Origin of the sequence: Bacillus sp. FSL K6-2431, from assembly GCF_038005165.1 — a bacterium.
Taxonomy (GTDB): domain Bacteria; phylum Bacillota; class Bacilli; order Bacillales; family Bacillaceae; genus Bacillus; species Bacillus pumilus.
Genome location: NZ_JBBOSQ010000001.1, coordinates 2,176,206 through 2,200,211 on the forward strand (window position 1 = coordinate 2,176,206; position 24,006 = coordinate 2,200,211).

The 24,006-nt window shown below is 37.7% G+C and carries 23 protein-coding genes and 1 pseudogene; 19 read left to right on the forward strand and 5 right to left on the reverse strand.

What is annotated here, in order from left to right:
- Positions 1-9: 9 nt before the first annotated feature.
- The 9 genes from MHH40_RS10845 (at position 10) to MHH40_RS10885 (ending at position 10,174) form a co-directional block, all read left to right on the forward strand.
- Positions 10-1,725, forward strand: a complete 1,716-nt coding sequence (locus MHH40_RS10845) for an ABC transporter ATP-binding protein (RefSeq protein ID WP_050944639.1) — start codon at positions 10-12, stop codon at positions 1,723-1,725.
- The gene (locus tag MHH40_RS10850; RefSeq protein WP_050944638.1) at positions 1,716-2,546 is read left to right on the forward strand and encodes an energy-coupling factor transporter transmembrane component T family protein; all 831 of its coding nucleotides are present in this window, start codon (positions 1,716-1,718) and stop codon (positions 2,544-2,546) included. The genes MHH40_RS10845 and MHH40_RS10850 overlap by 10 nt, the downstream gene beginning before the upstream one ends.
- Positions 2,547-2,708: 162 nt before the next feature.
- Complete coding sequence (locus tag MHH40_RS10855; RefSeq protein WP_078061753.1) at positions 2,709-2,879, forward strand: CxxH/CxxC protein; 171 nt, start codon at positions 2,709-2,711, stop codon at positions 2,877-2,879.
- Positions 2,880-2,959: 80 nt separating this feature from the next.
- The gene (gene rlmH / locus MHH40_RS10860) at positions 2,960-3,439 is read left to right on the forward strand and encodes a 23S rRNA (pseudouridine(1915)-N(3))-methyltransferase RlmH (protein ID WP_050944637.1); all 480 of its coding nucleotides are present in this window, start codon (positions 2,960-2,962) and stop codon (positions 3,437-3,439) included.
- A 31-nt stretch (positions 3,440-3,470) separates the two neighbouring features.
- Positions 3,471-4,565: a hypothetical protein gene (locus MHH40_RS10865; protein WP_050944636.1), complete on the forward strand. Its 1,095-nt coding sequence runs from the start codon at positions 3,471-3,473 to the stop codon at positions 4,563-4,565.
- 339 nt (positions 4,566-4,904) lie between these two features.
- Positions 4,905-7,391: a BsuBI/PstI family type II restriction endonuclease gene (locus MHH40_RS10870; RefSeq protein WP_340901066.1), complete on the forward strand. Its 2,487-nt coding sequence runs from the start codon at positions 4,905-4,907 to the stop codon at positions 7,389-7,391.
- A gap of 11 nt (positions 7,392-7,402) precedes the next feature.
- Positions 7,403-8,503, forward strand: coding sequence for a DUF262 domain-containing protein (locus MHH40_RS10875; RefSeq protein ID WP_050944634.1), 1,101 nt, complete (start codon positions 7,403-7,405; stop codon positions 8,501-8,503).
- The gene (locus tag MHH40_RS10880) at positions 8,504-9,166 is read left to right on the forward strand and encodes an MAE_28990/MAE_18760 family HEPN-like nuclease (RefSeq protein ID WP_050944633.1); all 663 of its coding nucleotides are present in this window, start codon (positions 8,504-8,506) and stop codon (positions 9,164-9,166) included.
- Positions 9,167-9,325: 159 nt separating this feature from the next.
- Complete coding sequence (locus tag MHH40_RS10885) at positions 9,326-10,174, forward strand: MBL fold metallo-hydrolase (RefSeq protein ID WP_050944632.1); 849 nt, start codon at positions 9,326-9,328, stop codon at positions 10,172-10,174.
- Positions 10,175-10,234: 60 nt separating this feature from the next.
- Here MHH40_RS10885 and MHH40_RS10890 read toward each other — a convergent pair whose 3' ends face one another.
- Entirely contained in the window at positions 10,235-10,498 is a 264-nt protein-coding gene (locus tag MHH40_RS10890; protein ID WP_233421719.1) for a hypothetical protein, read from the reverse strand.
- Between the two features lie 119 nt (positions 10,499-10,617).
- Positions 10,618-10,743 (reverse strand): hypothetical protein, encoded by a 126-nt coding sequence (locus MHH40_RS10895; protein WP_267885140.1) that lies wholly within the window; start codon positions 10,741-10,743, stop codon positions 10,618-10,620.
- 149 nt (positions 10,744-10,892) lie between these two features.
- On the opposite strand from MHH40_RS10895, the gene MHH40_RS10900 reads away from it, so the two are divergent.
- The 3 genes from MHH40_RS10900 (at position 10,893) to MHH40_RS10910 (ending at position 13,941) form a co-directional block, all read left to right on the forward strand.
- Positions 10,893-11,399: an LURP-one-related/scramblase family protein gene (locus MHH40_RS10900; RefSeq protein ID WP_050944631.1), complete on the forward strand. Its 507-nt coding sequence runs from the start codon at positions 10,893-10,895 to the stop codon at positions 11,397-11,399.
- Positions 11,400-11,578: 179 nt separating this feature from the next.
- On the forward strand, positions 11,579-12,922 hold the full coding sequence (locus MHH40_RS10905; RefSeq protein WP_050944630.1) for a TcaA 3rd/4th domain-containing protein: 1,344 nt from the start codon (positions 11,579-11,581) through the stop codon (positions 12,920-12,922).
- A gap of 146 nt (positions 12,923-13,068) precedes the next feature.
- Positions 13,069-13,941, forward strand: a complete 873-nt coding sequence (locus tag MHH40_RS10910; protein WP_233421718.1) for a LysR family transcriptional regulator — start codon at positions 13,069-13,071, stop codon at positions 13,939-13,941.
- A 40-nt stretch (positions 13,942-13,981) separates the two neighbouring features.
- Here the strand turns inward: MHH40_RS10910 and MHH40_RS10915 are convergent, their stop codons facing one another.
- Complete coding sequence (locus MHH40_RS10915) at positions 13,982-14,878, reverse strand: PhzF family phenazine biosynthesis protein (protein ID WP_050944629.1); 897 nt, start codon at positions 14,876-14,878, stop codon at positions 13,982-13,984.
- Positions 14,879-15,078: 200 nt separating this feature from the next.
- Between MHH40_RS10915 and MHH40_RS10920 the strand changes: the two genes are divergently transcribed.
- Entirely contained in the window at positions 15,079-15,642 is a 564-nt protein-coding gene (locus MHH40_RS10920) for an Imm64 family immunity protein (protein ID WP_050944628.1), read from the forward strand.
- 46 nt (positions 15,643-15,688) lie between these two features.
- On the opposite strand, the gene MHH40_RS10925 is transcribed toward MHH40_RS10920, so the two are convergent.
- Entirely contained in the window at positions 15,689-16,399 is a 711-nt protein-coding gene (locus MHH40_RS10925; RefSeq protein ID WP_050944627.1) for a GntR family transcriptional regulator, read from the reverse strand.
- A 185-nt stretch (positions 16,400-16,584) separates the two neighbouring features.
- Here MHH40_RS10925 and bglA point away from each other — a divergent pair, with 185 nt between their 5' ends.
- Complete coding sequence (gene bglA / locus MHH40_RS10930; protein WP_340901425.1) at positions 16,585-18,024, forward strand: 6-phospho-beta-glucosidase BglA; 1,440 nt, start codon at positions 16,585-16,587, stop codon at positions 18,022-18,024.
- 52 nt (positions 18,025-18,076) lie between these two features.
- Here the strand turns inward: bglA and MHH40_RS10935 are convergent, their stop codons facing one another.
- Complete coding sequence (locus MHH40_RS10935; protein WP_233421717.1) at positions 18,077-18,238, reverse strand: hypothetical protein; 162 nt, start codon at positions 18,236-18,238, stop codon at positions 18,077-18,079.
- Between the two features lie 141 nt (positions 18,239-18,379).
- Between MHH40_RS10935 and MHH40_RS10940 the strand changes: the two genes are divergently transcribed.
- The 5 genes and pseudogenes from MHH40_RS10940 (at position 18,380) to MHH40_RS10960 (ending at position 23,861) form a co-directional block, all read left to right on the forward strand.
- On the forward strand, positions 18,380-19,615 hold the full coding sequence (locus MHH40_RS10940; RefSeq protein WP_050944625.1) for a TerD family protein: 1,236 nt from the start codon (positions 18,380-18,382) through the stop codon (positions 19,613-19,615).
- Positions 19,616-19,819: 204 nt separating this feature from the next.
- Positions 19,820-21,411 (forward strand): annotated as a pseudogene (locus MHH40_RS10945) (ribonuclease YeeF family protein).
- Positions 21,412-21,413: 2 nt separating this feature from the next.
- On the forward strand, positions 21,414-21,665 hold the full coding sequence (locus MHH40_RS10950; protein ID WP_024427595.1) for a hypothetical protein: 252 nt from the start codon (positions 21,414-21,416) through the stop codon (positions 21,663-21,665).
- A gap of 197 nt (positions 21,666-21,862) precedes the next feature.
- The gene (locus MHH40_RS10955; RefSeq protein ID WP_050944624.1) at positions 21,863-22,339 is read left to right on the forward strand and encodes a YxiF family protein; all 477 of its coding nucleotides are present in this window, start codon (positions 21,863-21,865) and stop codon (positions 22,337-22,339) included.
- Positions 22,340-22,667: 328 nt separating this feature from the next.
- Positions 22,668-23,861, forward strand: coding sequence for an MFS transporter (locus tag MHH40_RS10960; protein ID WP_050944623.1), 1,194 nt, complete (start codon positions 22,668-22,670; stop codon positions 23,859-23,861).
- Positions 23,862-24,006 lie beyond the last annotated feature (145 nt).

Consider the following 24,006-nt stretch of genomic DNA (forward strand, 5'->3'; position numbering starts at 1 on the left):
AACACATAAATGAAGAAACCGATGATTCAATTCGAACATTTCGGATTCCAATATCGCAGTCAGGCAGAACCGACATTGAAAGATATTAACCTGACCATCTATGAAGGCGAAAAAGTCCTCATCGCAGGCCCGTCTGGATCGGGAAAAAGCACACTAGCCCATTGTATCAATGGGCTAGTTCCTGCGTCTTATAAAGGTTCTATGGAAGGAAGTCTTCACATCGGAGGGAAGAATGCAGAGAAAGAGAACATTTTCTCCCTCTCACAGCTCGTCGGAACGGTACTTCAGGACCCTGATGGACAATTTATCGGGCTGACCGTTGGAGAAGACATCGCATTTACACTTGAAAATGATCAAGTCACACGCGAAGAAATGATAGCACGTGTCGAAGAAGCGGCAAAATTAACAGAGGTAGATGGCAAGCTGGCATCGTCTGTACATGAGCTGTCAGGCGGTCAAAAACAACGTGTCGCCATCGCAGGCGTACTTGTCAACGAAGTCGACATTTTGCTGTTTGACGAACCACTCGCAAGCCTTGATCCCGCTACAGGCAAAGAAGTAATCGATCTTATTGATCGACTGCAAAAACAAACGAAAAAAACCGTCGTGATGGTTGAGCACCGGTTAGAGGACGTCCTCTTCCGCCAGGTGGACCGCATCATCGTCGTCAATGACGGCACGATAGCAGCGGATATGACACCAGATGAATTGCTTGCCTCAAATGTATTAGAAGCGGCGTATTTACGTGAGCCTTTATATGTAAAAGCCATGAAATATGCAGGTATTTCAGTTACACCCGGAGATCAGATTGCAAATTTACAGCAACTTACATTAAATGATGAGGAAAAAATGAAAATCGAGCAGTGGATGGAAGCGTCTGAGCCATCAGTCGAGCAAAATGCAGCGCAGGATTTACTAGAAGTACGTGAACTGAGCTTTGACTATCCGACAAGACCAAACACGCTGAGCAACATCTCTTTTACCGTCAAAAAAGGAGAAATGATCAGCATCGCTGGAGCCAATGGGGCAGGCAAGACGACACTATCCAAGGTGCTCTGTGCATTCGAAAAGCCAACAAAAGGGACCATTCATCTAAATGGCGATGACATCACAGGAGATACGATCAAACAGCGCTCCGAACGAATCGGAGTCGTCATGCAAAACCCAAATCAAATGATTTCAAAACAAATGATCTTTGATGAGGTGGCACTCGGTCTCGTTTTAAGAGGCGTAAAGGAAGAAGACATCAAGGAACGGGTGGAGCGAGTCTTAAAAGTATGCGGCTTATACCCATTTCGGAACTGGCCGATTTCTGCTCTCAGCTTTGGACAGAAAAAGCGCGTCACGATCGCATCAATTCTTGTATTAGAGCCAGAAATCATGATTTTAGATGAGCCAACCGCCGGCCAGGATTTTAGACATTACACAGAGATGATGACGTTTTTAGAGCAATTAAATCAGCAGGGTGTCACGATTTTGATGATCACCCATGATATGCATCTAATGCTCGAATATACGACAAGAACCATTGTCATTTCTGATGGAGAAAAAATCGCAGATGATACACCAGCCAAAGTGCTGACAGATCAACTGCTTGTCCAAAAGGCGAGCTTAAAGGAAACATCGCTGTATGAACTGGCGCTTAAAGCAGACTGGCCAAATCCAAATGAACTCGTGGATCGCTTCATTGAGGTTGACAGAAAGGAACGAATGACATGGCTGTAGACATGCTGTCCTATATCGATCGCCCGTCGCCGATTCACCGGCTGACAGGGGCAACCAAACTCATTTGCTTTATCCTCTGGTCATCCGCAGCGATGCTCACGTATGATACAGGTGTTTTAGTGTTTATGCTAGTTGCCAGTATCGTGTTCTTTCAATTGTCGAACGTGCGATTTCGTGATATCTCCTTCGTGGTGATTGTCCTGGCGATTTTCCTAGTGATTAACAACATCGCCATTTACATCTTTGCGCCGCAGCAAGGAGTCGCGATCTACGGAGCAAAGCATGAACTATTTCATATTGCCGGCTGGTACAACGTCACACTTGAACAGCTTTTCTATCAGTTGAATATTACACTCAAATATGTGACGGTCATGCCAGCAGCGCTTTTATTTATCGTGACAACAAATCCAAGTGAATTTGCCTCATCGCTCAGCCGAATCGGGGTCAGCTACCGGATTTCGTATGCGGTTGCGATTGCTCTACGCTACATTCCAGATATTCAGCGTGATTTTCGAACGATCGCAATTTCTCAGCAAGCAAGAGGCATTGATTTATCGAAGAATGAAAAACTGGGGAAACGGATCAAAAATGCGCTGTCGATTGTGATGCCGTTGATATTTTCTAGCCTAGAGCGGATTGAGACCATCAGCAATGCGATGGAGCTGCGCGGTTTTGGAAAGCATAAAAAACGCACATGGTTTACGGCGAAAGACTTTCAAAAAGCAGATTATGCTGCGTTATTGTTTGTTGGCGTGGTGCTGATCGTGTCGTTAGTGATTACATTTGTTAGAGGAACGAGATTTTATAATCCGTTTATATAGAAAGAAGCCTTCACACAGGAGTGGAGGCTTCTTTGTTTTGTTTGTGGATAAAAGGTGTGGAAAATAGTAAAAGACTATTAACATGTGAATAAATCGGTTATATTGAACAATGAGCGAAATAATGTGAATAACCGGAGAACATATTGGAGGAATAAGAAACTTATGAACAAAATATTTTATGCTTGTGCAGAACATATAGAAACCGTACTAGACATGTACATAGATGATCACGAAACGCCGCCAGAATTCAGAAAAATCGAACATACACACAGTTTATCCACAACCTGTGAATTGTGCGATGAACCTGCAATATATATAGTGGGGAACGAATGATCGGACACAAAATACACAAATTTTATCCACAATTGTTGATAACATATATGAATAACTTGTTCTTAAGGTGGGGATGACCTGTGAATATATCAATTATCACAGTAGGAAAATTAAAAGAGAAATATTTAAAGCAAGGCATAGCCGAATACACAAAACGATTACAGGCCTATGCGAAACTTGAGATCATTGAGCTCGCGGACGAAAAAGCACCCGAACACCTCAGCGAGCAAGACATGAAAATCATCAAAGACAAAGAAGGCGAACGCATCCTAAGCAAAATCAACCCAGACGCCCATGTCATCGCCCTCGCCATCGAAGGAAAAATGAAAAGTTCCGAAGAATTAGCCGATACAATAGATAAGCTGGCAACATACGGAAAAAGCAAGGTGTGTTTCATCATAGGCGGATCCCTTGGATTAAGCGATGCTGTGATGCAGCGTGCAAATGAGAAACTGTCATTTTCGAAAATGACGTTCCCGCATCAGTTGATGAGGCTGGTGTTGGTTGAGCAGGTTTATCGGGCGTTTCGGATTGTGCGGGGGGAGCCTTATCATAAGTAATTGTAGGTTATGAAATTAATGAGGTGGTAATTTGAGGAATAAAGAAGATTTTTACGTTGATATTAAAAATAGAGCATTGGCTATTTATGAACAGTATCAATTTATTATAAAAGAAATTTCAAAGAACAAAACCAACACTTTTAAATATAAACTAAATTTTTATCTTAAGGAAGATGTAAATTTAGGTGGAAAAGCATGGTCTGAAAAATTTACTGATAATATTATAATAAATAAAGGTGTTATAGATAATTTTTTTGATTATTTATATAGTATTACAAAGATGAGAAGCGACCTTTTAATAAAACAACTACATTTTAACCAAGAGGAGGTCACTGATGATTTATCTTATGAAATGGTTAAATTTGATGATAATGGAAAAGCTAATGTTTTTGATAGTAAAGTTATAGATACTAAATTAGCTGGATTGCTTACTATATTTGTATCAAGGTTTATAATAACACATGAATTAGGACATTTACTCAATGGACATTGCGAATACCTAAATTCAAAAGATAGAAATTCCATCCAATTTATTTCGATGTTTGAAAAAAATAATAATAAAAAATCACGAAGTATCTCTCCATTAGACTTAAGAACTTTAGAAATGGATGCAGATGCTTTTGCTGCCACAGATAATTTCAGAAATTTAATAATACTTTACGACCTTTTTGAAGAAAGGGTAGATAGTGACTTAAATATTAAACCGATTGAGTTATTCTATTGGTGGTCATTTGCGGTAAGAAGCAATTTTTTAATTACGCAAAGAATTTTAAAAGATGAAGAATATGAAGTCGATAAAACTCATTTGCCAAGTGTAGCACGCTGGATTCTAATAATAGAGTCAATTTTAGATAGTATAGAAAATGATATATATAAGATAAACTATAGGGATAAAGACAGTAAAGATAAATTATTACAATCCTTAATGAGTGGGTTTAGTTATGCTGAGAGGTGCTATAATGAAAGTTTTTATACAAATTATAATTGTATAGAAGAAACTATTAATAGTGAAGATTACAAACAATTTGTAACAGCAACTCAAAAAAACTGGGAAAAACTTCGTAATGAATTGGATAAATTCTCAAGATTACCACTCTTCATAAATAACGTGCATAAAGATGAATAAACATTTGTTATCTATTGAAGAAAAGCAGATGAATAGTCTATACTTAATTAATAATAACATGATATAAAAGATAATCTTTTATAGGGAAATTATAGATTTATTCTAAAATTACTATTTTTATTCTAATTAAATAGTAAGTTAAATTACATTTCATATATACGGAATATAAAATATTGTAAATTTTTAATTCGTTTAAAAAGTTGAAATTCCACTTCGAATTTTTATGTTATAAATACAAAATTTGCAGGTCAAGATATTGAATGACAAAAGGTGGGGTACAATCTTGAAATTACTATAATGCTGTTCTAACTGCAAAAAATCATACAAGGTGTGTTCATTATGAATGAAATCATGGAATATATAGAAAATCTAACAAGTGAAGTTAATTTGTCTCTTTCTTCATCAGAAAAAAAAGAAAAGGGTCAATATTTTACTTCTAGCTCTATAGCAACTTTTATAGCTTCAAACGTTAATATTAAAAAGGATAAGTTGCGAGTGTTAGATCCTGGTAGTGGATTAGGAGCATTGAGTGGGGCTTTAATTCAAAGAATTATCACTCAGAGAATAAGAGTAGATATTGATTTAGTGTTATACGAAAAAGATAAGAAAGTAACTCCACATTTAAGATCAGTTATGGAATTATGTAAAAAAAAGATGCATGAATGTGGTAATGAATTTGAATATACAATCCTAGAAGAGGATTTTATTCTTGATAATAGACTTACGGTTGAAAATGACTTATTTAATGAATCATTGAATTATGAAAAATATGATGTAATCATTAGTAATCCTCCATACTATAAAGTTAAGAAAGATCACGTATATTCAAGGATTTTAGCAGATTATATACATGGTCAACCTAATGTGTATTTCATGTTTATGATTATTGCGTCAAAACTTTTAATTAACGAAGGACAACTTATATTTATTACTCCACGTAGTTATTGTTCAGGAGCCTACTTTGAAAGGTTTCGCACAAAATTTTTTGATTATATTGATCCAGATCACTTTCATCTATTCAATAAACGTAAAGGTAATTTCAAGGGTGAAAGTGTACTTCAAGAAAGTATAATTTTGAGTGGTTTCAAACGTGATAGAAGGCCTCTGTTTATAACAATAAGTTCATCGGATGATTTAAATATAATTGATAGTTATCAGCATCACTCTTTTGAAAAAGAATTAATTATTGACTCATCGGATCAAATTAATCTTATACGTCTTCCAGTAAATGAAGAAGACGAGGAGATTCTACACATGTTTGATAGTTGGAATAATAATCTTACATTAATGGACATGGAAATTTCCACAGGCCGTGTAGTTACATTCAGAAATAAAGATAATATCGAGGAATACAATCCTAAAAGGAATCATCCTTTAATCTTTATGCAGCATTTGAAAAATCAAAAAGTGCATTTCCCTTCCGATAATGGTAAAGATTTAGGTGTTAAGGATAGTGGACATAATGTTCTGGTTCCATCAAAAAACTATGTGCTATTGAAAAGGTTTACTTCTAAAGAACAGACTAAACGTATAGTTTGTGCATCTTATCTTAAAAAGCATTATGATTACAAATTTTTAGGGATTGAAAATCACTTGAATTATATACACAAATATAATGATGATTTAAGTGAGGAAGAGGCTATGGGAATTTGTGCTTTTTTAAATTCTTCTTATGTAGATAAATTCTTTCGTATAATTAATGGTAATACTCAAGTCAATGCTTCTGATATTAGACCGTTACCTTTTCCTAACTACGAATTTATATTGGAAATAGGTAGAAAAATTCTTGAGGAAGAAATAAAATACAGTGACATAGATTCTCTAATAAAGGAAACGTATGAAGGTGAGAAAATGGAAAAAGCAGATATATCTGAAAAAGGAAATAAAAATAAAGAACAACAAGCTATACAAGCATTAAAAGATTTAGGTTTACCTGTTAAGCAGCAGAATACTCGCTCAGCACTAACATTATTGGCTCTATTAGGAGTAAAAGAGGAAGATTCTTGGGAAGATGCAGGTAAGTATCACTTAAGAATTGTAGACATCATGGAGTTTATGGCTAATCAGTATGGTAAGGTTTATGCACCCAATAGTCGCGAAACTATCAGAAGACAAACAATTCATCAATTTGAACAAGCGAGAATTATTGATCGAAATCCCGATGATCCCACACGCCCTACTAACAGTGGAAATACTGTATATGCAGTAACCGATGAATTTCTTCATCTTATTAAATCATATAATACAGAAAAGTGGGCAGAGAATTTATCTGTATTTAAAAATCAATTTTCTACATTGACCGATAGATATAAAAAGACAAAAGAGATCCACAGGGTTCCAGTAAAAGTTTCTAGAAATAATACTTTATACATGTCATCAGGAGAACATAATGTACTGCAAAAACACATTATAGAAGATTTTGCTGCAATTTTTGCTCCTGGATCAGAACTGTTGTATGTAGGAGATACCAGTAACAAAAAATTGTACTTAGATGAGCAAAGAACGGAACAATTAAATATTCCCACATTATTACATGATAAGCTACCAGATGTTGTCTTGTATTCTCAATCTAAAGATTGGATATATCTTATCGAAGCCGTAACTTCTCATGGTCCTATTTCTAACAAAAGGGTTTACGAATTGGAAAAAATATTGGAAAACTGTAAATCTGGTCGTATATATGTTACTGCTTTTCCAGATATGTCTGTTTTTAAAAAGTATGCAACAGATATTGCCTGGGAGACAGAGGTATGGTTTGCGGATAATCCAGAGCATATGATGCATTTAAATGGTGACAGATTTTTTGGACCTAGAAACAATAATTAAGGGGTGAAAATATGACTCTTAAAGATGAGATAGAAAAAAAATCAAAAGAGATTCAAACGGATAGTTATTCTATGTCTATCGGTGAGCTAATAAATATGTACAAGGACAACGAACTACAAGTTCAACCTGATTTCCAAAGATTTTTTAGATGGAATGATAATCAAAAGACTAGATTAATTGAATCAATATTATTGGGTATTCCTATTCCACCTATTTTTGTAGCACAAGGAGAAGGTGGAATCTGGGATGTGATAGATGGGCTTCAGAGACTGTCTACAATATTAGAGTTTGTAGGTGTCTTAAAAAATGAAGATGGTATTCTAGAACCTCCCAATGTGTTAGGAAAGACTAAGTTTCTCCCATCACTTGAAGGGAAAATGTGGAACAACACTGAAGTATCAGATAACTCTTTTACAAGTGAACAAAGAATAGACTTTAAAAGAGCAAAGTTGGATATAAATATTATAAAACGTAGCAGCGATGCAGATGCTAAGTATGAGTTATTTCAAAGATTGAATACAGGTGGAACAGCTTTAAGTCCTCAAGAGATTCGAAATTGTTTAATGATTATGTTAGACAAAGAGTTTTATGAATGGGTAGCGGGTTTAAAAGAGGATGAGAACTTTAAAACTTGTTTACCTCTTACAGAAAAGCAAGCTTCACAACAAGAATATATGGAATATGTCATTAGATTCTTAGTATACAGATATTGTGATGTTACCTTAATAAACGGTCAAGATGATATCGGGGAATATCTTACCGAACAAATGATTGAGATTATTGATGATAGTACTTTTGATAGAGAGTTGGAAGGAAAAGTATTTAAAGAGACTTTCAGTTATTTGAACAATTTATTAGCTGATGATGTATTTAAGAAATATGATATAAATAAACAAAAATTTGTAGGACCATTATTAATTGGATCGTTTGAGCTTTTAATTACAAGTATTAGTAATAAACTTGAACAAGTTAAAGCTGAGTCAGAGGAAGATGTTAGAGAGATATTAAAAGGTATTTATGAAAAAGAAGAATTTGCTCAAGCAACTAGACCAGGTACCAAACCCCTAAATAGATTCAAAAAGATGGTTGATTTTGGTCAGGTTATTTTCTAAATGTTGGAATCTAATTTGGAGAGACTTCAAGATAAGTTAAATAGTAAGATATCGTGGAGAAAACAAGAACTTACGTTGTTGCAGAGCCAGATACAGAATTCTAACGGGGCAATGTTAAAGACCTTACTTAGGTCAGGAATAACCTTGCTATATGCTCATTGGGAAGGGTATATAAAAATGGCAGCTAGAGAGTATTTAAAATATTTAAATGGTTTAGAATGTAAATTGGTTGATTTGAAGCAAAATTTTGTTGTCTTACATCATAAAAAATCTATTATAGACGCAAGAGCGTCGAATAACACAACTAAATTTGGATTATTATTTGAAAAAATAACTAACGAAGAGCAAATTTTTAAAGTCAAGGAAAAAGATAAAATTATTATTACCACGGAGAGTAATCTTAAGTATGAAGTATTAGAAGAGATACTTTATAGTTTAGCGCTTCCTAAAAAAAATTTCGAATTGAAAAAAGCTTTTATAAATCAAAAGCTATTAGAGCAAAGAAATAAGATTTCACATGGAGAATATCTTGAACCATATAAAGGTAATGAGCAAGATGCCAAAAATGAATTCAAAGAATTATACCATATAGTTCTAGCACTAATGGATGAATTCAAAGAAGAAATTATAAAGGCTGGTCGTAATAAGGCATATTTAAAATAAGTTTGAGATTCAACATATAATTCGAGCGGATATGTAAGGAGAAAAAGTACTTATCAATTAAAAAGTTGTTTTCTTTCTTAAATTATAAATTAACTTTTTTAGAATAGATATTTACATCCTAATAAAATCTTATACGCAATTATAGAAAGCAGGCACACCATGCACACAATCAAAAAAATAGGCAAAACCTTCTCCTACATCACACCAGTATCACTCACCGACCGCCCCATCCTAGGCATGGTCGTAGGCAATAACAAATCATTAATGATCGATGCCGGCAATTCTGAAGATCATGCAAACTATTTCATCCAAAAGACCTTAAAACAAGAGAACGCCAAGCCAGATCTCGTGGTCCTCACGCACTGGCATTGGGATCATATTTTTGGTCTGTCTGCGCTGCCTGATACGGTTTCAATTGCTTCTGCAAAGACCAGAAAGGAAATGGAGAAGCTTCTTCCGTTTTCTTGGTCAGATGAAGCGATTGATGAGCGGGTGAGGGAAGGAACGGAGATTGAGTTCTGCGCGAAGGCCATCAAGGAAGAATATCAGGATCATCGAGATATTCAGGTGGTTTTACCGGATGTCACGTTTTACCGTCGGATGGAGATTGATCTTGGCGGGGTTACTTGTGTCGTGCAACATGTTGGGGGCGATCATGCCGTAGATTCAGTGATCGTATATGTGAAAGAGGAAAAAATCCTTTTTCTTGGTGATTGCATTTATCCGAAAATGTATGCCGAAAAAGTACATTATACGGTGAAAGAAATTTTGCGTCTTTTAGATGAGTTAGAAGCTTTTGATGCAGATACGTATATTCCGTCACACCAAAGGCCATGGACAAAAGAGGAGTTTCGTCAGGAAACAGTCAAGCTTCGGATGATAGCGAAATACACTGATCTTTATGGTGGAGATCGGCAGAGAATCGTGAGTGAATATCAAGCATATGTGAACAGAGAACTGAAGGAAGATGAGTTAGAGACGATCGCTTATTTTGTAAATGGTTATTAAATAAATGCGCTAAAAAAAGTCTCATTTGAGTTATGCATCTCAAATGAGACTTTTAAATTTCTACGGCAAACCTACAACATCTTCTGCATCACAAACTGTGACAGACATATTCTTAGCATTAATAATAATGACACAATCCCATGTCGGCTTCATTTGCAGTTCATCATTCTCATCAATACGGATAATTCCTTTAAATTCAACGGTCTGTTCTAGAAAAACCATTTTCTTTTCTGTATCATCTTTGACTGCTGTTAAATGTTCAGGATAGTGAACCGTCCAATCATAAAAAGTGGTTTTCTTCATAGTTCCTCCTGTTGTTTTCATTCGTACAATTCTCCAAATACTTCTTCTGTTTGCCGGATTGTCAGTGATTTGTTGGTTGGATCAATTGCAATGACACAATCCCAAGTCGGTTTGATTTGTAGCTCGTTGTTTTCATCAATTCAGATCACACCGTTTAATTCAATGGATGGCTCTAAAATGACCATCTTCTTTTCATTATGATCTGTTATTGCCGTTAAGTTTGCTTGTAATTGAATGGTCCAATCAAAAAACGTGATTTTTTTCATGAGTTCCCCTCTCAATTTTGTTTATATTTCCATTATAACTTGCATGAGTTCGGACATGTTATTTGATCATTCTATTTTTTGGTATAATTAGATGTAAATAAAGAATGGATAAATGACTGATAAAAATTTGAATTTAATCGGAGGTACGTATGAAGCAACTATATATGAAGCAGAAAGTATTCAGTCTAACCGGCAGGTTTACGGTAAAGGATCAGCAGGAGAACGATGTGTATGTAGTCGAGGGCAGCTTTATGAAGGTGCCGAAGACGTTCACCATTCTGAATACAGAACGAGAAGAAATTGCTGTGATTACGAAGAAAATGTTTAGCTTTTTACCGAAGTTTTTAGTAGAAGTTGGTGGTCAAGAAGTATTGACGATCAAAAAAGAGTTTACGTTCTTTAAAGCAAAATATTCTATTGATGCTGCGGGTGTAGAAGTGCAGGGTAACTGGTGGGATATGAATTTCCAAGTGCTGCAAAGCGGCGAAGTGATCGGCCAGGTGAAGAAGGAATGGTTTACATGGGGAGATAGTTATAAGGTCGATATTTTGAAAGAAGAAATGGAGCCTGTGATGATTGCGCTCGTTGTTGCGATTGATTGTGTGAAGGCTGATGAAGCAGCGTCTAGGTCTTCGTCGTCGACAACGACGAATTAGAAGAGAATATGGAAAAAAATAAAATCCTCGATAAGCTTAAAGCCAATCGAGGATTTTATTTTTTACGAGTCAAAATTAATAAACCTTATGATTCATATATAATGAATTTTTTAGGTTATTCTCTATTATTTAACTTTAGTGTTATAATAATCAAATAAATTGATTAAGGAGTTTGAAAAATGAAGAAAAAGACGTTATTCATTATCGGTAGTAGTGCAGTTCTTTTACTTATTATGATCTTTTTGGTGGCTGGACGTTCAACAAATCCAGCAGATTTGGCAAAAGAATTTAAGGAAAAAGTAGAAAATGGAGATGCAAATGGCTTAGTTAAATTAGTAAAGCTTCAGAAAAAAGAGATGTCATGGGATAAAAAGAATGCCGAGAGCATTATTAACTATCTAAAAGATGAAAATAAAGAATTTGAAAACCAAGTAGAGTTATTAGAGTATCAAGCAAAGTATTATAATTCAGACGGTGAAGATAGTACATTTACTGAGAGTCTATTTGGAAAAGCCTTCTTGTCTATGGGGCCATTTTTTATAGATAAAGAGAAGGGTCTATTTGGGCGAGAGAAATATACTCTTAAAGCAAGAGCCTATAAGGTAGAAGTCGAAGCTACGAAAGGCGCAGAGCTCTCTTTTAATGGCAAGAAAATCAATTTAGAAGACAATCATTCTAAACTTCTAGGCTATTATGGACCAGGTGTGTATGAAGTAAAAGGAGAAAAGAAGTTTAACTATACAACAGTAAAGGATGAAGAGGAATTCACACTTTTTGATGCGAATTCTTTTGAAAAAAAAGTGAGCCTTAGTTTTTCAGGTGATAATGTAGGTGTTTCTTCATCTATACCTAATACTGAAATAATAGTAAATGGTAAAGGAACAGGAGAGAAAATAGAGAAAGGTACTACATTTGGTCCTGTGAAAGATGGTATTACACTACAAGGTAGGGCTGAATTTCCTTGGGGAGAGGGCAAGAGTAAAGAATACGAAGTAAAAGTTGAGGAAGATACTGACTCATCTTCTTTTTTTGGTGGATCAAAGGAGCAGTATGATTTAACACCCAATCCAATTATTGATAAAACGTTTAAAGAAAATATAAAACAAGAGATAAATGATTTCGCAAAACAGAGGGTTGAGGCTAAAAATTCGAAGGATGCAAATAAGTTAAAAAACGTGTCTGATAATCTTAAAAAAGAATATATAAAAGTAATTGCTGATTATGATGCAAATAATTATTATGAAGGAAAGGCACTGGGTACGAGAATTGATTTTTCAAATGCCACCTATGAATTAGGAAGTGGCGGTTCCCATTTGGTACATATTCCAGTAGAGTTTCATGTTAAAGAAAGAGAAGTTTTTGAATACGTTGACAGTGAAAGCGAAGAGGGATTTTCGGAAGTTGAACTTACTTTGGAATATATGGAAGATAAAAAAACATGGTTAATAAGTAGTGTTGAAGATGATTATTCAACTAATGATGAATATATGACTAGCACAGAAGTAGAAAAAACAACTTTTTAGTATGGATAGTTGTAATATATACAGAGAGTCATTCTGTGGTTATTTAACGGAAGAAGAGTGCTTCAAAGCACTCTTTTTCCGTTCTTTTAGAACAAATCATAATTGTTCTTACAAAAATTAATTAAGCCTAAATAAATATAAAAGAGGTGACCAAACTGATCACATTCCAATACAAAGTATTTCTAACAGCCGTCGAATGCGGCAGTTTTACAAAAGCTGGGGAGAAGCTAGGACTAACGCAGTCTGGGGTCAGTCATAATATTGCGAAGCTTGAGTCAGAGTTAGGGGTAGTGCTGCTTCGGCGGAATCGAAATGGGCTGGCGTTAACGGACGCAGGTGAGCGGGTGATGCCGCATATTCGGCAAATCATCCACCATGCGGCATTGCTTGAGCAGGAGGCGGCGTTGATTCAAGGGATGGAAGTGGGGATTATCAAGATCGGAACGTTCTCTAGTTTTTCTTCAAAAATGCTTCCGCAGCTGATTCACCGTTTTACCAAAGGGTATCCCAATATCCAGGTAGAGTTATATGAAGGTGGTTATGAGGAGATTGAGGAATGGATTGCGTCTGGCACGGTTGATGTCGGTTTTTTAACGCAGCCATCAAGAGAATTTGAAACTGTTCCACTTTTCCAAGATGAATTGGTGGTGCTCATGCAAGAGGATCATCGCTTCCATACGAAGAAAGTGATAGAAGTTGACTCGTTACATGATGAATCATTCATTATGCCAAAAGCGGGCTGTGATCTGCTCATTAAGAAATTATTAAAAGAAAGAGGCGTGAAGCCTCAAGTTTTGTTTGAAATTGGAGACAACAATACGCTCATTTCTATGGTTCAAGAAGGGCTCGGAGTGACCATCATTCCGACATTCATTTTGCCGCCGCAAATGTCTCATACGAAAGTCATTCCACTTGAGACAAGCGTCTATCGTGAGATCAACTTGGCGTTCAAATCATTCAAAGCAGCATCCCCATCGGCTAAAAGATGGATCGAAGTGGTCAAAGATCATTTCAAGTAAAATCAGCTTGAACGAGATGCCTCCCATTCAAGCTGATGGTTTATAAGGTCAACACACCGCGAATAGTGATAACCGCCGCGCCTGCCACTTTGATCTCAGGCTTTGATTCATTCGGAATGACCGTGATACGAAGGATGCCAGGTCTGCCGATGGCATCCCCTTGGGCAATGTGCAGGAGAGTGGTTTCTTGCTGAGAAATGATACCTTCCAAATAAAGATAGCCAGCCAATGCTCCGTTTGCTGCCCCCGTCACCGGATCTTCGGGTATACCGATCCCAGGTGCAAAATCCCTCGTGTAAAGATCAACCTCTTTTGTGGTGTGAAATGAATAAAGGTGAGTCGTCGTGATATTTTGTTCTTTATTCATTTTCCCTAAAGCGGCTAAGTTCGGTGCCGTTTGGTCAATGTCCTGTTGGTGCTTCATCGGAACGAGAAGATGCCAGTTTCCGGTGTTTGCTAATTTGATAGGATAAGATGGATCAATGCGGTCACTGCTGACACCAAGCATGTCACTCAGCTCTTCTAAATCGATGACAAAATCTCGCGTCTTCGGTGTCACCTGCGTCATTTCTACATCAACGACCTTGTCATTTTCTTCGTGCCATACAACAGGAACATTGCCAATCTTCGTTTCTAACACGACCCCTGTTTTCTCTTTTGCCAGCCCAAGCTCCGTCGCCAAAAGCCAAGTCAATCCAACAGTCGCATGCCCGCAGAAATTAACCTCTTCCGTCGGTGTGAAGTATTTGACCCGATAATCAGCTTCTTTATCATGTGCAGGCAGCAAGAAGACAGATTCCGGTAAATTCAACTCTTTGGCGATATTCTGCATCTCATCCTCCGTTAAAAGATCACCATCCAACACGACCCCAGCAGCATTTCCTCCAAATTTCTCAGTTGTAAATGCATCGACATGGTACACTCTAATGTCTCTCATATAATGAATCCTCCTGTACATTCTTGTTACGTTTATCATAAGTTTGTTCAATGCATTCGTAAAATGAATCTTTTTGATACTTTAAATCGGAGGTGTTCATGTAAGGGGATGAGTTTTCTCAGAATACAGGTTTGAGTAAAGTATAATGAAAGAAAAAATAAAGCGAGGGATGCATGATAGCTATGGGTGGATACATCAATATGGGAATCGTTTTTTATGAGGCCATTCATTTACCAAATACTTTTCGCCAATTGTCTGATTATCTAGCTCAAAAAGAAATGTCTATTACCAAAGTAAAGTTTAGTCAGGATCCTGATGGCGAAATGTGGATTGAACACAGAATAAAAGAAAATACCATCAAAGACGATGTCTTTGATGGTTATTATATGGAGTTTGTATTGTCGGGATCGAAGCTAAATGATATGACCATCAACATACAAAAAGAAGCAGGTTACGTAGGGTTCGTTATCTCTTTAAAGTGGACAGAGGTTGTTTCTCATGATGTCATTCGTCTTCAACAGGGGATCAAACGCTGTCTTGTGGATCTTTATCATACGCTTACGTTTGAATATGCTTTCACTGGACATGAAATTGAAGTAGAGATTCATCCAGATGAGTTCGAAAAGTGCCTGCAAGAACAGCATGCTTTTCCGGTTGCTCTAATTGGCAAAAGAGATCATATAGACATTTATTATGGTGATGTGGCGATTGACGGCATTTCTTCTCAAGAAAGAAGGAGGGAATGTGTAAAGATTGAAAGGTAAATCGTAAGAAAGCCTCCTGATTGTCTCAGGAGGCTTTTTCCATCCATCACCCATAATAATTATTCGCCTGAATAAAAAATTGGGATTGCATGTAGTTATATGTGATTTTCGAGAAATCGAAAGGCTGGCCGTTTGTGAGATGAAAGACGGTTTCGACGCGGAGAGCGGGATCGTCTTGTTTGAGGCCGAGGTGTTTTGCTTCGGTTTCATTCAGTTTGCCCACTTGTAAGTACATATCGGAAAAGCCGACTTTGAGCCCAAGGCCTTCACTGATGAATTTAAAAACAGAATCGGCGGCAATTTCTGTGTTGAGATAGGGAATGATGGTTTTTCTGTAATAGGATTCTTCTAGACATAAGGTTTGTCCATTGATGTAACGGATGCGTTTGAGGTAAAAAACATCCTCATCTTGTTCAATATTCAAATTAAGCGCTGCTTCTTCAGGCGGTTTGATGGTGTCTAGCATTAAAACCTCTGAAGTCAGTTGAAATTCCTCTAAATCTTTTTTAAACCCTTGATTGGATAAAAGGCTGATGTAGCCCTTGCGTCTGTGTCTTCGAACAAAGATGCCGCTGCCCCTCACTTGATAGATAATTCCTTTTCTTTCGAGTAGGTCTAATGATTTGATAATGGTGCTTTTGCTCACAGCAAATTGGCTCATGAGGGTTTCAAGTACAGGAAGCTTGTCCCCTTGCTGCAGCTCATGGGTGACAATATATTTTTCAATATCGCTCGCAATTTGTTGATACTTTAACATAGCCATTCCTCTTTGTTTTCACGATTTATTTTCTTTGATTATAGCACATACCGATTTTTCTTTGATATGTTGATTAAAATTATATATGTATTTATAAATTGTAACGGTATAATTATAATGTACATATACTAGTGGTGATACAGCCAACGGACGTCATGATCACAATTGTGAAATAGGAGGAATATATAATGACATTACCAAAAGATTTTCTATGGGGCGGAGCATTAGCTGCACATCAATTCGAAGGTGGATGGAATGAAGCAGGAAAAGGCCCAAGTGTTGTGGATGTAATGACAGCTGGTGCCCACGGAGTACCGAGACAAATTACGGAGTCGATAGAAGACAGCAAATTTTATCCGAATCATGAAGCAATCGATTTCTACCATCGTTACAAGGAAGATATCGCGATGTTTGCCGAAATGGGGTTAAAATGCTTGCGTACATCGATCGGCTGGAGCCGAATTTTCCCAAAGGGAGATGAAGCGGAACCGAATGAAGCTGGTTTACAATTCTATGATGATGTATTTGATGAACTGCTCAAGCATGGCATCGAGCCTGTGATTACACTGTCTCACTTTGAGATGCCGCTTCATTTGGCAAGAGAATACGGCGGATTCAGAAGCCGAAAAGTCGCTGAATACTTCGCGAAATTCGCTGAAGTGTGCTTCAATCGTTACAAGGACAAAGTCACATACTGGATGACATTTAATGAAATCAATAACAAAATGGATGTCAACAACCCGCTGTTTCTATGGACAAACTCAGGGGTATCAGTCAAAGAAGGCGAAAATGCCAAAGAAATCATGTATCAAGCAGGACATCATGAATTACTTGCAAGTGCATGGGTAGTAGCAAAAGGCAAAGAAATCAATCCTGCTTTTCAAATTGGTGCAATGGTATCTCACGTACCAATCTATCCGTATTCCTCAAATCCAGAGGATGTCATGCTTGCTGAAGAATATATGAGACAACGCTATTTCTTCCCAGATGTACAAGTTCGAGGCTACTATCCGAGCTATGCACTGAAAGAATTCGAACGCGAAGGCTATCATATTCCGTTTGAAGAAGGCGATGAAGAAAGCTTAAGAAAAGGAAAAGTAGATTATCTTGGCTTTAGCTACTACATGTCGACAACAGTTAAAAGTGATGCAGTGTCTGATAACGACGGAGATATTGTCAACGGAGCCCTTCCGCATGGTGTAGACAATCCTTATATCAAATCAAGTGACTGGGGCTGGTCCATTGACCCGACTGGCTTAAGATATACGTTGAATCGTTTTTACGATCGTTATCAAATCCCGCTCTTCATCGTTGAAAATGGGTTTGGTGCTATAGATCAAGTGGAGGAAGACGGTTCCATTCATGACCCAGAACGAATTCAATATCTCGCTTCTCATATTGAAGCACTGAAAAAAGCCATCGAATACGACGGTGTTGACCTGATTGGCTACACACCTTGGGGGATCATTGACATCGTGTCATTCACAACAGGCGAAATGAAAAAACGCTACGGCATGATCTATGTTGACCGCGACAACGAAGGCAACGGCTCAATGAAGAGACTTAAAAAAGATTCGTTTTCTTGGTACCAAAACGTCATTGCCACGAATGGTGAAGAAGTGTAATAAAGAAAAAATAGAAGCCCGGATGAGCGTGGTATATGCTTGTTCGGGTTTTTCATCGTTTAAGTTTTATTAGTGCCTGAATACAAAGAAAAAAGAGAGTAATGGCCACACAATAGTTCGTTGGATTGTGAAAGACCTTGATGTTCAAGGATATTTGAAGAAGGATCCAAAGGCCGAACATCACCATAATAGCAGGAATGATTCTTTTATACACATTGTTTCGAGAGTGGTTTGTTTTTAGGTATCGCAGCAGAGGTTGAAAAGAGATAAAGATATGAATAGGTTTCATTACATGATTTGGTATAATTGATCTATAAAAACGTTAAATGGTAGATGAAGAATAGGAGTTGTTGTAATGAATCATACTTTGCAAATGGGAGCCAATACCGTACTAAACTCTCCAAAGGGACAGGTATCCATCAGCTATGAAGTGTCATCTGAAATTGATATTTCTTTAACGGCGTTTCTTTTAACAGATTCGGATCAGGTTGAAGGAGATCATGGCATTATTTTCTACAATCAACCAGAGAGTGCTTCGGGTGCAGCGGCACTTTTACCAGCAGAGGTATCAGGTCAATTGAAAAGGCATCAATTGAATTTTGATATGAGCAAAGTGCCTGCTGGAATCACAAAGATGGCTATTACATTAACAGAAGATCAAGGAACGGGCTTTTCTCAAGTGAAGCATTTGCAAGCAGAAATTCGAACAGGTGACGAGGTGTTTTATCTAACACCAGTAAACTTTACAAATGAAAAGGGCATTGTCGTGGTAGAGCTGTATATAAGAAATGGTGATACGAAAGCACGATCAATCTGGCGAGGTTTCGATTCTGGACTGGAAGGGCTATGCAAGCTTTATGGTGTGGAGGTTGAACCTGATGAACAGGATATTTCTACACCTCAAATGGCTCCTGAAAAACAACCAATTGATGGCCCTGCTCAAACGAAGACAATGACTAAAGAGAAAGTTGTTGCACCTATCAGTTTAGAAAAAGTTCAAGGTAAAATTAGTCTAGACAAAGGTCATAAACCGATCATAATAGAGAAAACGCCTGAGATCACAGCGACAGTATCTTGGGAGTCCGGCACCGATTATGATATTTATGCATTGGTCTACACAAAGTCAGGAAAGCAAGTAGATGTGGCTATGTTTGGTGCGAAAGGAATTTCTGCTCTCAAAAGTTACGGCAACGGAGCTGTTGAGCATATGGGAGATGTCGGTAGAGACCATGAATCAATGAAAACAGAAGTTATTAAACTACGGTTAAATGATGATATCCTTGCTGTCGTTCCGGTTGTTTATTCTGCTCAATCAAACGGGACAGGTTCTTTTTATAGATATAGAGTATCTATGAGTATCGATAATCATCAAGGAACGTCTGTGACGATTCATTCCAAACATGCCAATGACAATGATCGTATTTATTCTTGTGTGCCAGGTATGCTTCAAAATACAAATGATGGTGTGATCATCCGCCCACTTGAGCTTTATAGCAAACCAAACTCTGAGCGGAGACCTAAATTAAAAATGAAGTCTTCTAATGAAATTGAGGTATTGATGGATAAAGGACCTGTCAATGATTATAAATAAAACGGATGTATGGCTAGACAGAGCAAAGTGCTTTGTCTAGCTTATTTTATTTAGCCCGTTAAATAGAGAGTCTATTCCGTTTTTTATGTCAATTAACCTATTTTTCCGTTTTGGTGGACACGGTAAAATAGACTTTATGATCAATAATAGAGGGAGTGACTTCTTCTGGGGAAGATACTTGATGCAAAAGCACTAACAAGTGCCATGAATGCAAGGGCAAAACACTACCAGGAACTCCGTGAACAAATGGTAGATTTAAAAAAAGCATTACAAGGTGTTGCCAACCTCGGTGATGACTTCACTATAACATTAAAAGTTTCTATAAAGAGCTGGCTGGAAATGTAGACATGTTTATCAGCTTCATTGATAAGCAAAAAGCCTTTCATGAAGGTGTTTCTGGGACACTGGATGATACAAACTTTGGTGGCGATACCTTTGTAGAAGAACACTTTTTAGACAACGCTGTACATATGGGCATCAAAAACGCCAAAAGCATTGTGAAGGATCAAAAAAAGGCACTCAAAACCATTTTTCAAGACATTGACGACCTCATTTCGCTAGAAGTATTTGATAGTCAAACCTTTGATGATAAAATCGCAGATGCAGAAGACGAGTGGAAAAAGACGGTTAAAGATCTAAGCGAGCTTGATCAAAATTTAAAAGATGAATATGCTTTGTCAGAGACGGAGCAGCAAGCTACAATGGCATTGTACGCTGAAATGATGAATGCGACAAATGACGGAAAAGCGATTTCACCTATGAATTTTGACAAGAAAGCGTATCAAAATAGCGAAATCTACAAGGCAAAAAGCGAAATTGAAAAGCAAACTTCTGAATATCTGAAAATCAAAAAAGAACAAGAAGATGCCCGCGAGATCGCAAAGGAACAAGAAGCCCTCGCCAACCGCCCTTGGTATGAAAAAGCACTCGATTATGGCGGAAACATCGTGAATGAACTGACAGGTGTGAACGATGCAAAACGTGCCGCAACAGGCGTTGATCCAATCACAGGGGAAGAACTCACCGCAGGTCAGCGCGTCGCCGCAGGCGGTATGGCGGCCGCAGGCTACATCCCAATCGTCGGCTGGGCAGGACGCATTTTCAAAGGCGGGAAGGCCGTCTATAAAACGACCCAAGTCACATCAGCCGCAGTCAGGGCGGTCGATATCTACAAAACATCACAAAAATCCTTTGACGCCTTAAAAACATCGCAAAAAGGACTATATGGCCTCACCGCCACCAACGGCTTCAGCGAAGCGATTACAGGCCGAGACATGTTTGGAAATAAGATCTCGAAAGAACAGCAGGAAGCGAGTATGAACGCGGCGTTGGGAATGCTTTTGCCGTTTGGGGCGAAAGGGTTTCATGGTAAAATGGGATTTAAGAGTGCTGATAGAGTTCAAACTGGTGGCAGGGAACTTTCAATAGATGCATATCTAAAACAACTTGATAAAGCAGAAGAAATGTATGAGTCTTTTAGAAAGACAAAAGCTGATATAAAGTCTATATCTAAGAATACTGGAATGCCCGAACACAGGATACAAAGAATAAAGGAGCATTTATTTATAAAAGAGCATATAAAAGAACATGGGGTTGGGCGTTTTGACTCAGATTATCAAATAGCACAAGCCTGGGATAGATTACAAAAAGGTACTTATAAAAAGAATGATATTGACTTGTTAAATCACGAACTTTTTGAATCAAAGTTTGAAGGGATATTCAAGACAGATTACAGGACCGCACATGATAAAACAGTTGAATCTGGGCGTCCATGGTATCCACCAAAGGAGGAATAAAATTGGCTTCGTATGTTTTATTATTAAAGGAATATGAGGATGAAGAAACTGTAGTTTACAAATTTGGACCTAATGAAGAGGTTATGGGTAAAATAGAGTTAAGTAAAATAACTAGGAAGTTTAGAGAGTTAGAGAGCTTGCCAGATCAAAATATTCCCAATGAGTTTTATTTTGATCGAGCGGCTCAAAGGTTGGCAGTATGCCTTGTAAGAGAAGGTGGCATATTTCCAGAAAAAACGGCTTTTGAATCTTAGTACCCACAAAAACCTTGATGGATAGTATCCTTTCAAGGTTTTTTTATTAAGAAAAACAAAATTCATCTTGGTTGAAAGGGTAATTAAATAAAAAAGATCGTACTTTATTTAATTGTTTGATACTTGAAAGGAGACATTTTAAAAGATCAAATTTAAACGTAAACATTTTGTTTGATTTAAAAAGAAAGGTAACTAGTATGAATAACAACAGAAAATCAAAAATCGAAACCTTAAAAAGAAAAAGCAGAAGAAAACACTTAATAAACGAATTAAGCTATATGACACTTCCACAACACCCCTTTTTAGACATCGAAGAAAATCAATTGTTTTGTCAGAAGGTGTTTGCTTTCCTTCAATCGAGAGAACATAAAATCCAAATACATGGAGAACACTATCAAGAGCATATTGAAAAGTCTGTACAAATGTTAAAGGAATGGGTCAGCCAGGTGAAAGTAACTCCTGCACAAGCGCGATTCATGTTTTTTCGAGAGCATGAAATTGAAGCACTTGAAGTGAATGTGAATGAAGTCTTTATTCATTTAAATCGCCTTCTTGAGCAAACAAAATTTTTAAGTGGGTATGGGGATTTTATTTTAGTGGCAGAGGATTTTCGTTTTGGTTTATGCATAGAGCGAACGGAATATTATTATGAGCTAGGTATTTGGGGGTTATAATAATTAACGATGAATAGAGTTGACACATCTTTTAGGGAGTGGAATGAGCCACTCTTTTTTTCTAACGATGGAGTCATACGCTTGATCGATGATTTTCTCTCAAATTTAAGCAATTCACTATCATTACCTTTCACATTCATATAAAATAAAAGCAGTGAAAAATTGAAGAAATGCTTGATACATGAAGGGCATGTAAGCGGTGAGCTGCATGACATGATGAGATGTATGAACGTGAAGGCTGCAAAGCTGTTCTTTCTCACATATGAGATCTTATAAGCGTAACCATTATTTATCACTTCATTGCGATGGTGTTGAGGGGTGTGTCAGGATGAGGAATCCGTATGTGAGAACGGCTTCTAGTCTTTATATCAATTATTTTTTATTAGGGATGGTCAATATTATATTGGCTTCCAATATGCCATTTTTAATCAAACAGTTAAATACCAATAGTGCAGGAATTAGTTATATGATTTCGGCGCTTGGCATTGGTAGGGTACTCACGTATGGTTTATCGGGTGTGCTGTCAGATCGTTTTGGGCGAAAGCCGGTCATTTTGGTTTCGGGTGTGCTGATGGCGGTGTTCCTCATCGGAATTCCGTTGTCTCCAAATTACCAAATCGCGTTTGCGTTTGCGATTTTGGCAGGGGTCGCGAATTCAGCGATGGATGCAGGGACGTATCCTGCATTAATGGAGGCTTTTCCGCAAAACTCGGGATCTGCGAATGTGATGGTGAAGGCCTTTATATCCATTGGGGCAACCATCTTGCCATTGGCGATTTTCTTTTTAGCAGAGCATGATTTGTTTTATGGAATAGCATTTTTTGTTCCTGCTCTGATCTATCTTGTGAATGTCTTGATGCTGTGGACCTTGCCGTTTCCGAATCATCGCAAGGTAGAGCAAGTTCAGGTAACGGAGAATGACGGACTTCCGCGCTTCTCGACAGAGCCTACATTTTGGAGAGAAGGGATCGCACTCATTGTGATCAGCTTTACGTCAAATGGACTGTATGCGTTGCCGCAAATTTGGCTTCCTACGTACGGTGAGGCCATCTTAGGGATGGCATCGGGCAGTGCTGTGAAACTGCTCAGTTACTATAGCATGGGCGGGCTGCTGTCTGTCGTGATGCTCGCATTTCTGTTGCGCCGTTTTGTCCGTCCGGTCACTGTACTGCTGATCTATCCAATCATTACGCTTGTTTCCATTTGTGTGCTCTTGGTCGTGAAATCCCCAGTCATCGGAACCGTCAATGCTTTTGTATTAGGATTTTCAACAGCAGGAGTTTTTCAGCTGACGTTAACTGTGATGGCTGAATTCTTCTGGAAAAACAAAGGGACGATGACAGGAATTATCTCCACAGCGGGCGGTGTGTCGGCTATCGTCATTCCGGTCGTAACAGGTTTAATTCAGAGTCACTTGTCCATTTTACAAATCTTTATGTTCGATGCAGTGGTGGCTGTTGGGGCCATTATCGGCGCACTGTATATCCTGTATCGATACCGCCAAATCATGGTACATGATTAAAAAAAAGACGACCTCCGCTGGAAGTCGTCTCAGCGTGTAGACAAACCCTCGCATTCTTTGTCAGGGCTGTGCTCCTGTGCTCGCCCTTCCTAGACTGCAAAGGTTTTCTATCACGCTGAAAAGAAGACAAAGGGCTAAAATGAAG

Coding starts and splice junctions, on each gene's coding strand:
- MHH40_RS10845 (WP_050944639.1), top strand. CDS start 10: ATGAAGAAACCGATGATTCAATTCGAACATTTCGGATTCCAATATCGC.
- MHH40_RS10850 (WP_050944638.1), top strand. CDS start 1,716: ATGGCTGTAGACATGCTGTCCTATATCGATCGCCCGTCGCCGATTCAC.
- MHH40_RS10855 (WP_078061753.1), top strand. CDS start 2,709: ATGAACAAAATATTTTATGCTTGTGCAGAACATATAGAAACCGTACTA.
- MHH40_RS10870 (WP_340901066.1), top strand. CDS start 4,905: ATGAATGAAATCATGGAATATATAGAAAATCTAACAAGTGAAGTTAAT.
- MHH40_RS10875 (WP_050944634.1), top strand. CDS start 7,403: ATGACTCTTAAAGATGAGATAGAAAAAAAATCAAAAGAGATTCAAACG.
- MHH40_RS10880 (WP_050944633.1), top strand. CDS start 8,504: ATGTTGGAATCTAATTTGGAGAGACTTCAAGATAAGTTAAATAGTAAG.
- MHH40_RS10885 (WP_050944632.1), top strand. CDS start 9,326: ATGCACACAATCAAAAAAATAGGCAAAACCTTCTCCTACATCACACCA.
- MHH40_RS10890 (WP_233421719.1), bottom strand. CDS start 10,498: ATGAAAACAACAGGAGGAACTATGAAGAAAACCACTTTTTATGATTGG.
- MHH40_RS10895 (WP_267885140.1), bottom strand. CDS start 10,743: ATGAAAAAAATCACGTTTTTTGATTGGACCATTCAATTACAAGCAAAC.
- MHH40_RS10900 (WP_050944631.1), top strand. CDS start 10,893: ATGAAGCAACTATATATGAAGCAGAAAGTATTCAGTCTAACCGGCAGG.
- MHH40_RS10905 (WP_050944630.1), top strand. CDS start 11,579: ATGAAGAAAAAGACGTTATTCATTATCGGTAGTAGTGCAGTTCTTTTA.
- MHH40_RS10915 (WP_050944629.1), bottom strand. CDS start 14,878: ATGAGAGACATTAGAGTGTACCATGTCGATGCATTTACAACTGAGAAA.
- MHH40_RS10920 (WP_050944628.1), top strand. CDS start 15,079: ATGGGAATCGTTTTTTATGAGGCCATTCATTTACCAAATACTTTTCGC.
- MHH40_RS10925 (WP_050944627.1), bottom strand. CDS start 16,399: ATGTTAAAGTATCAACAAATTGCGAGCGATATTGAAAAATATATTGTC.
- MHH40_RS10940 (WP_050944625.1), top strand. CDS start 18,380: ATGAATCATACTTTGCAAATGGGAGCCAATACCGTACTAAACTCTCCA.
- MHH40_RS10955 (WP_050944624.1), top strand. CDS start 21,863: ATGAATAACAACAGAAAATCAAAAATCGAAACCTTAAAAAGAAAAAGC.
- MHH40_RS10960 (WP_050944623.1), top strand. CDS start 22,668: ATGAGGAATCCGTATGTGAGAACGGCTTCTAGTCTTTATATCAATTAT.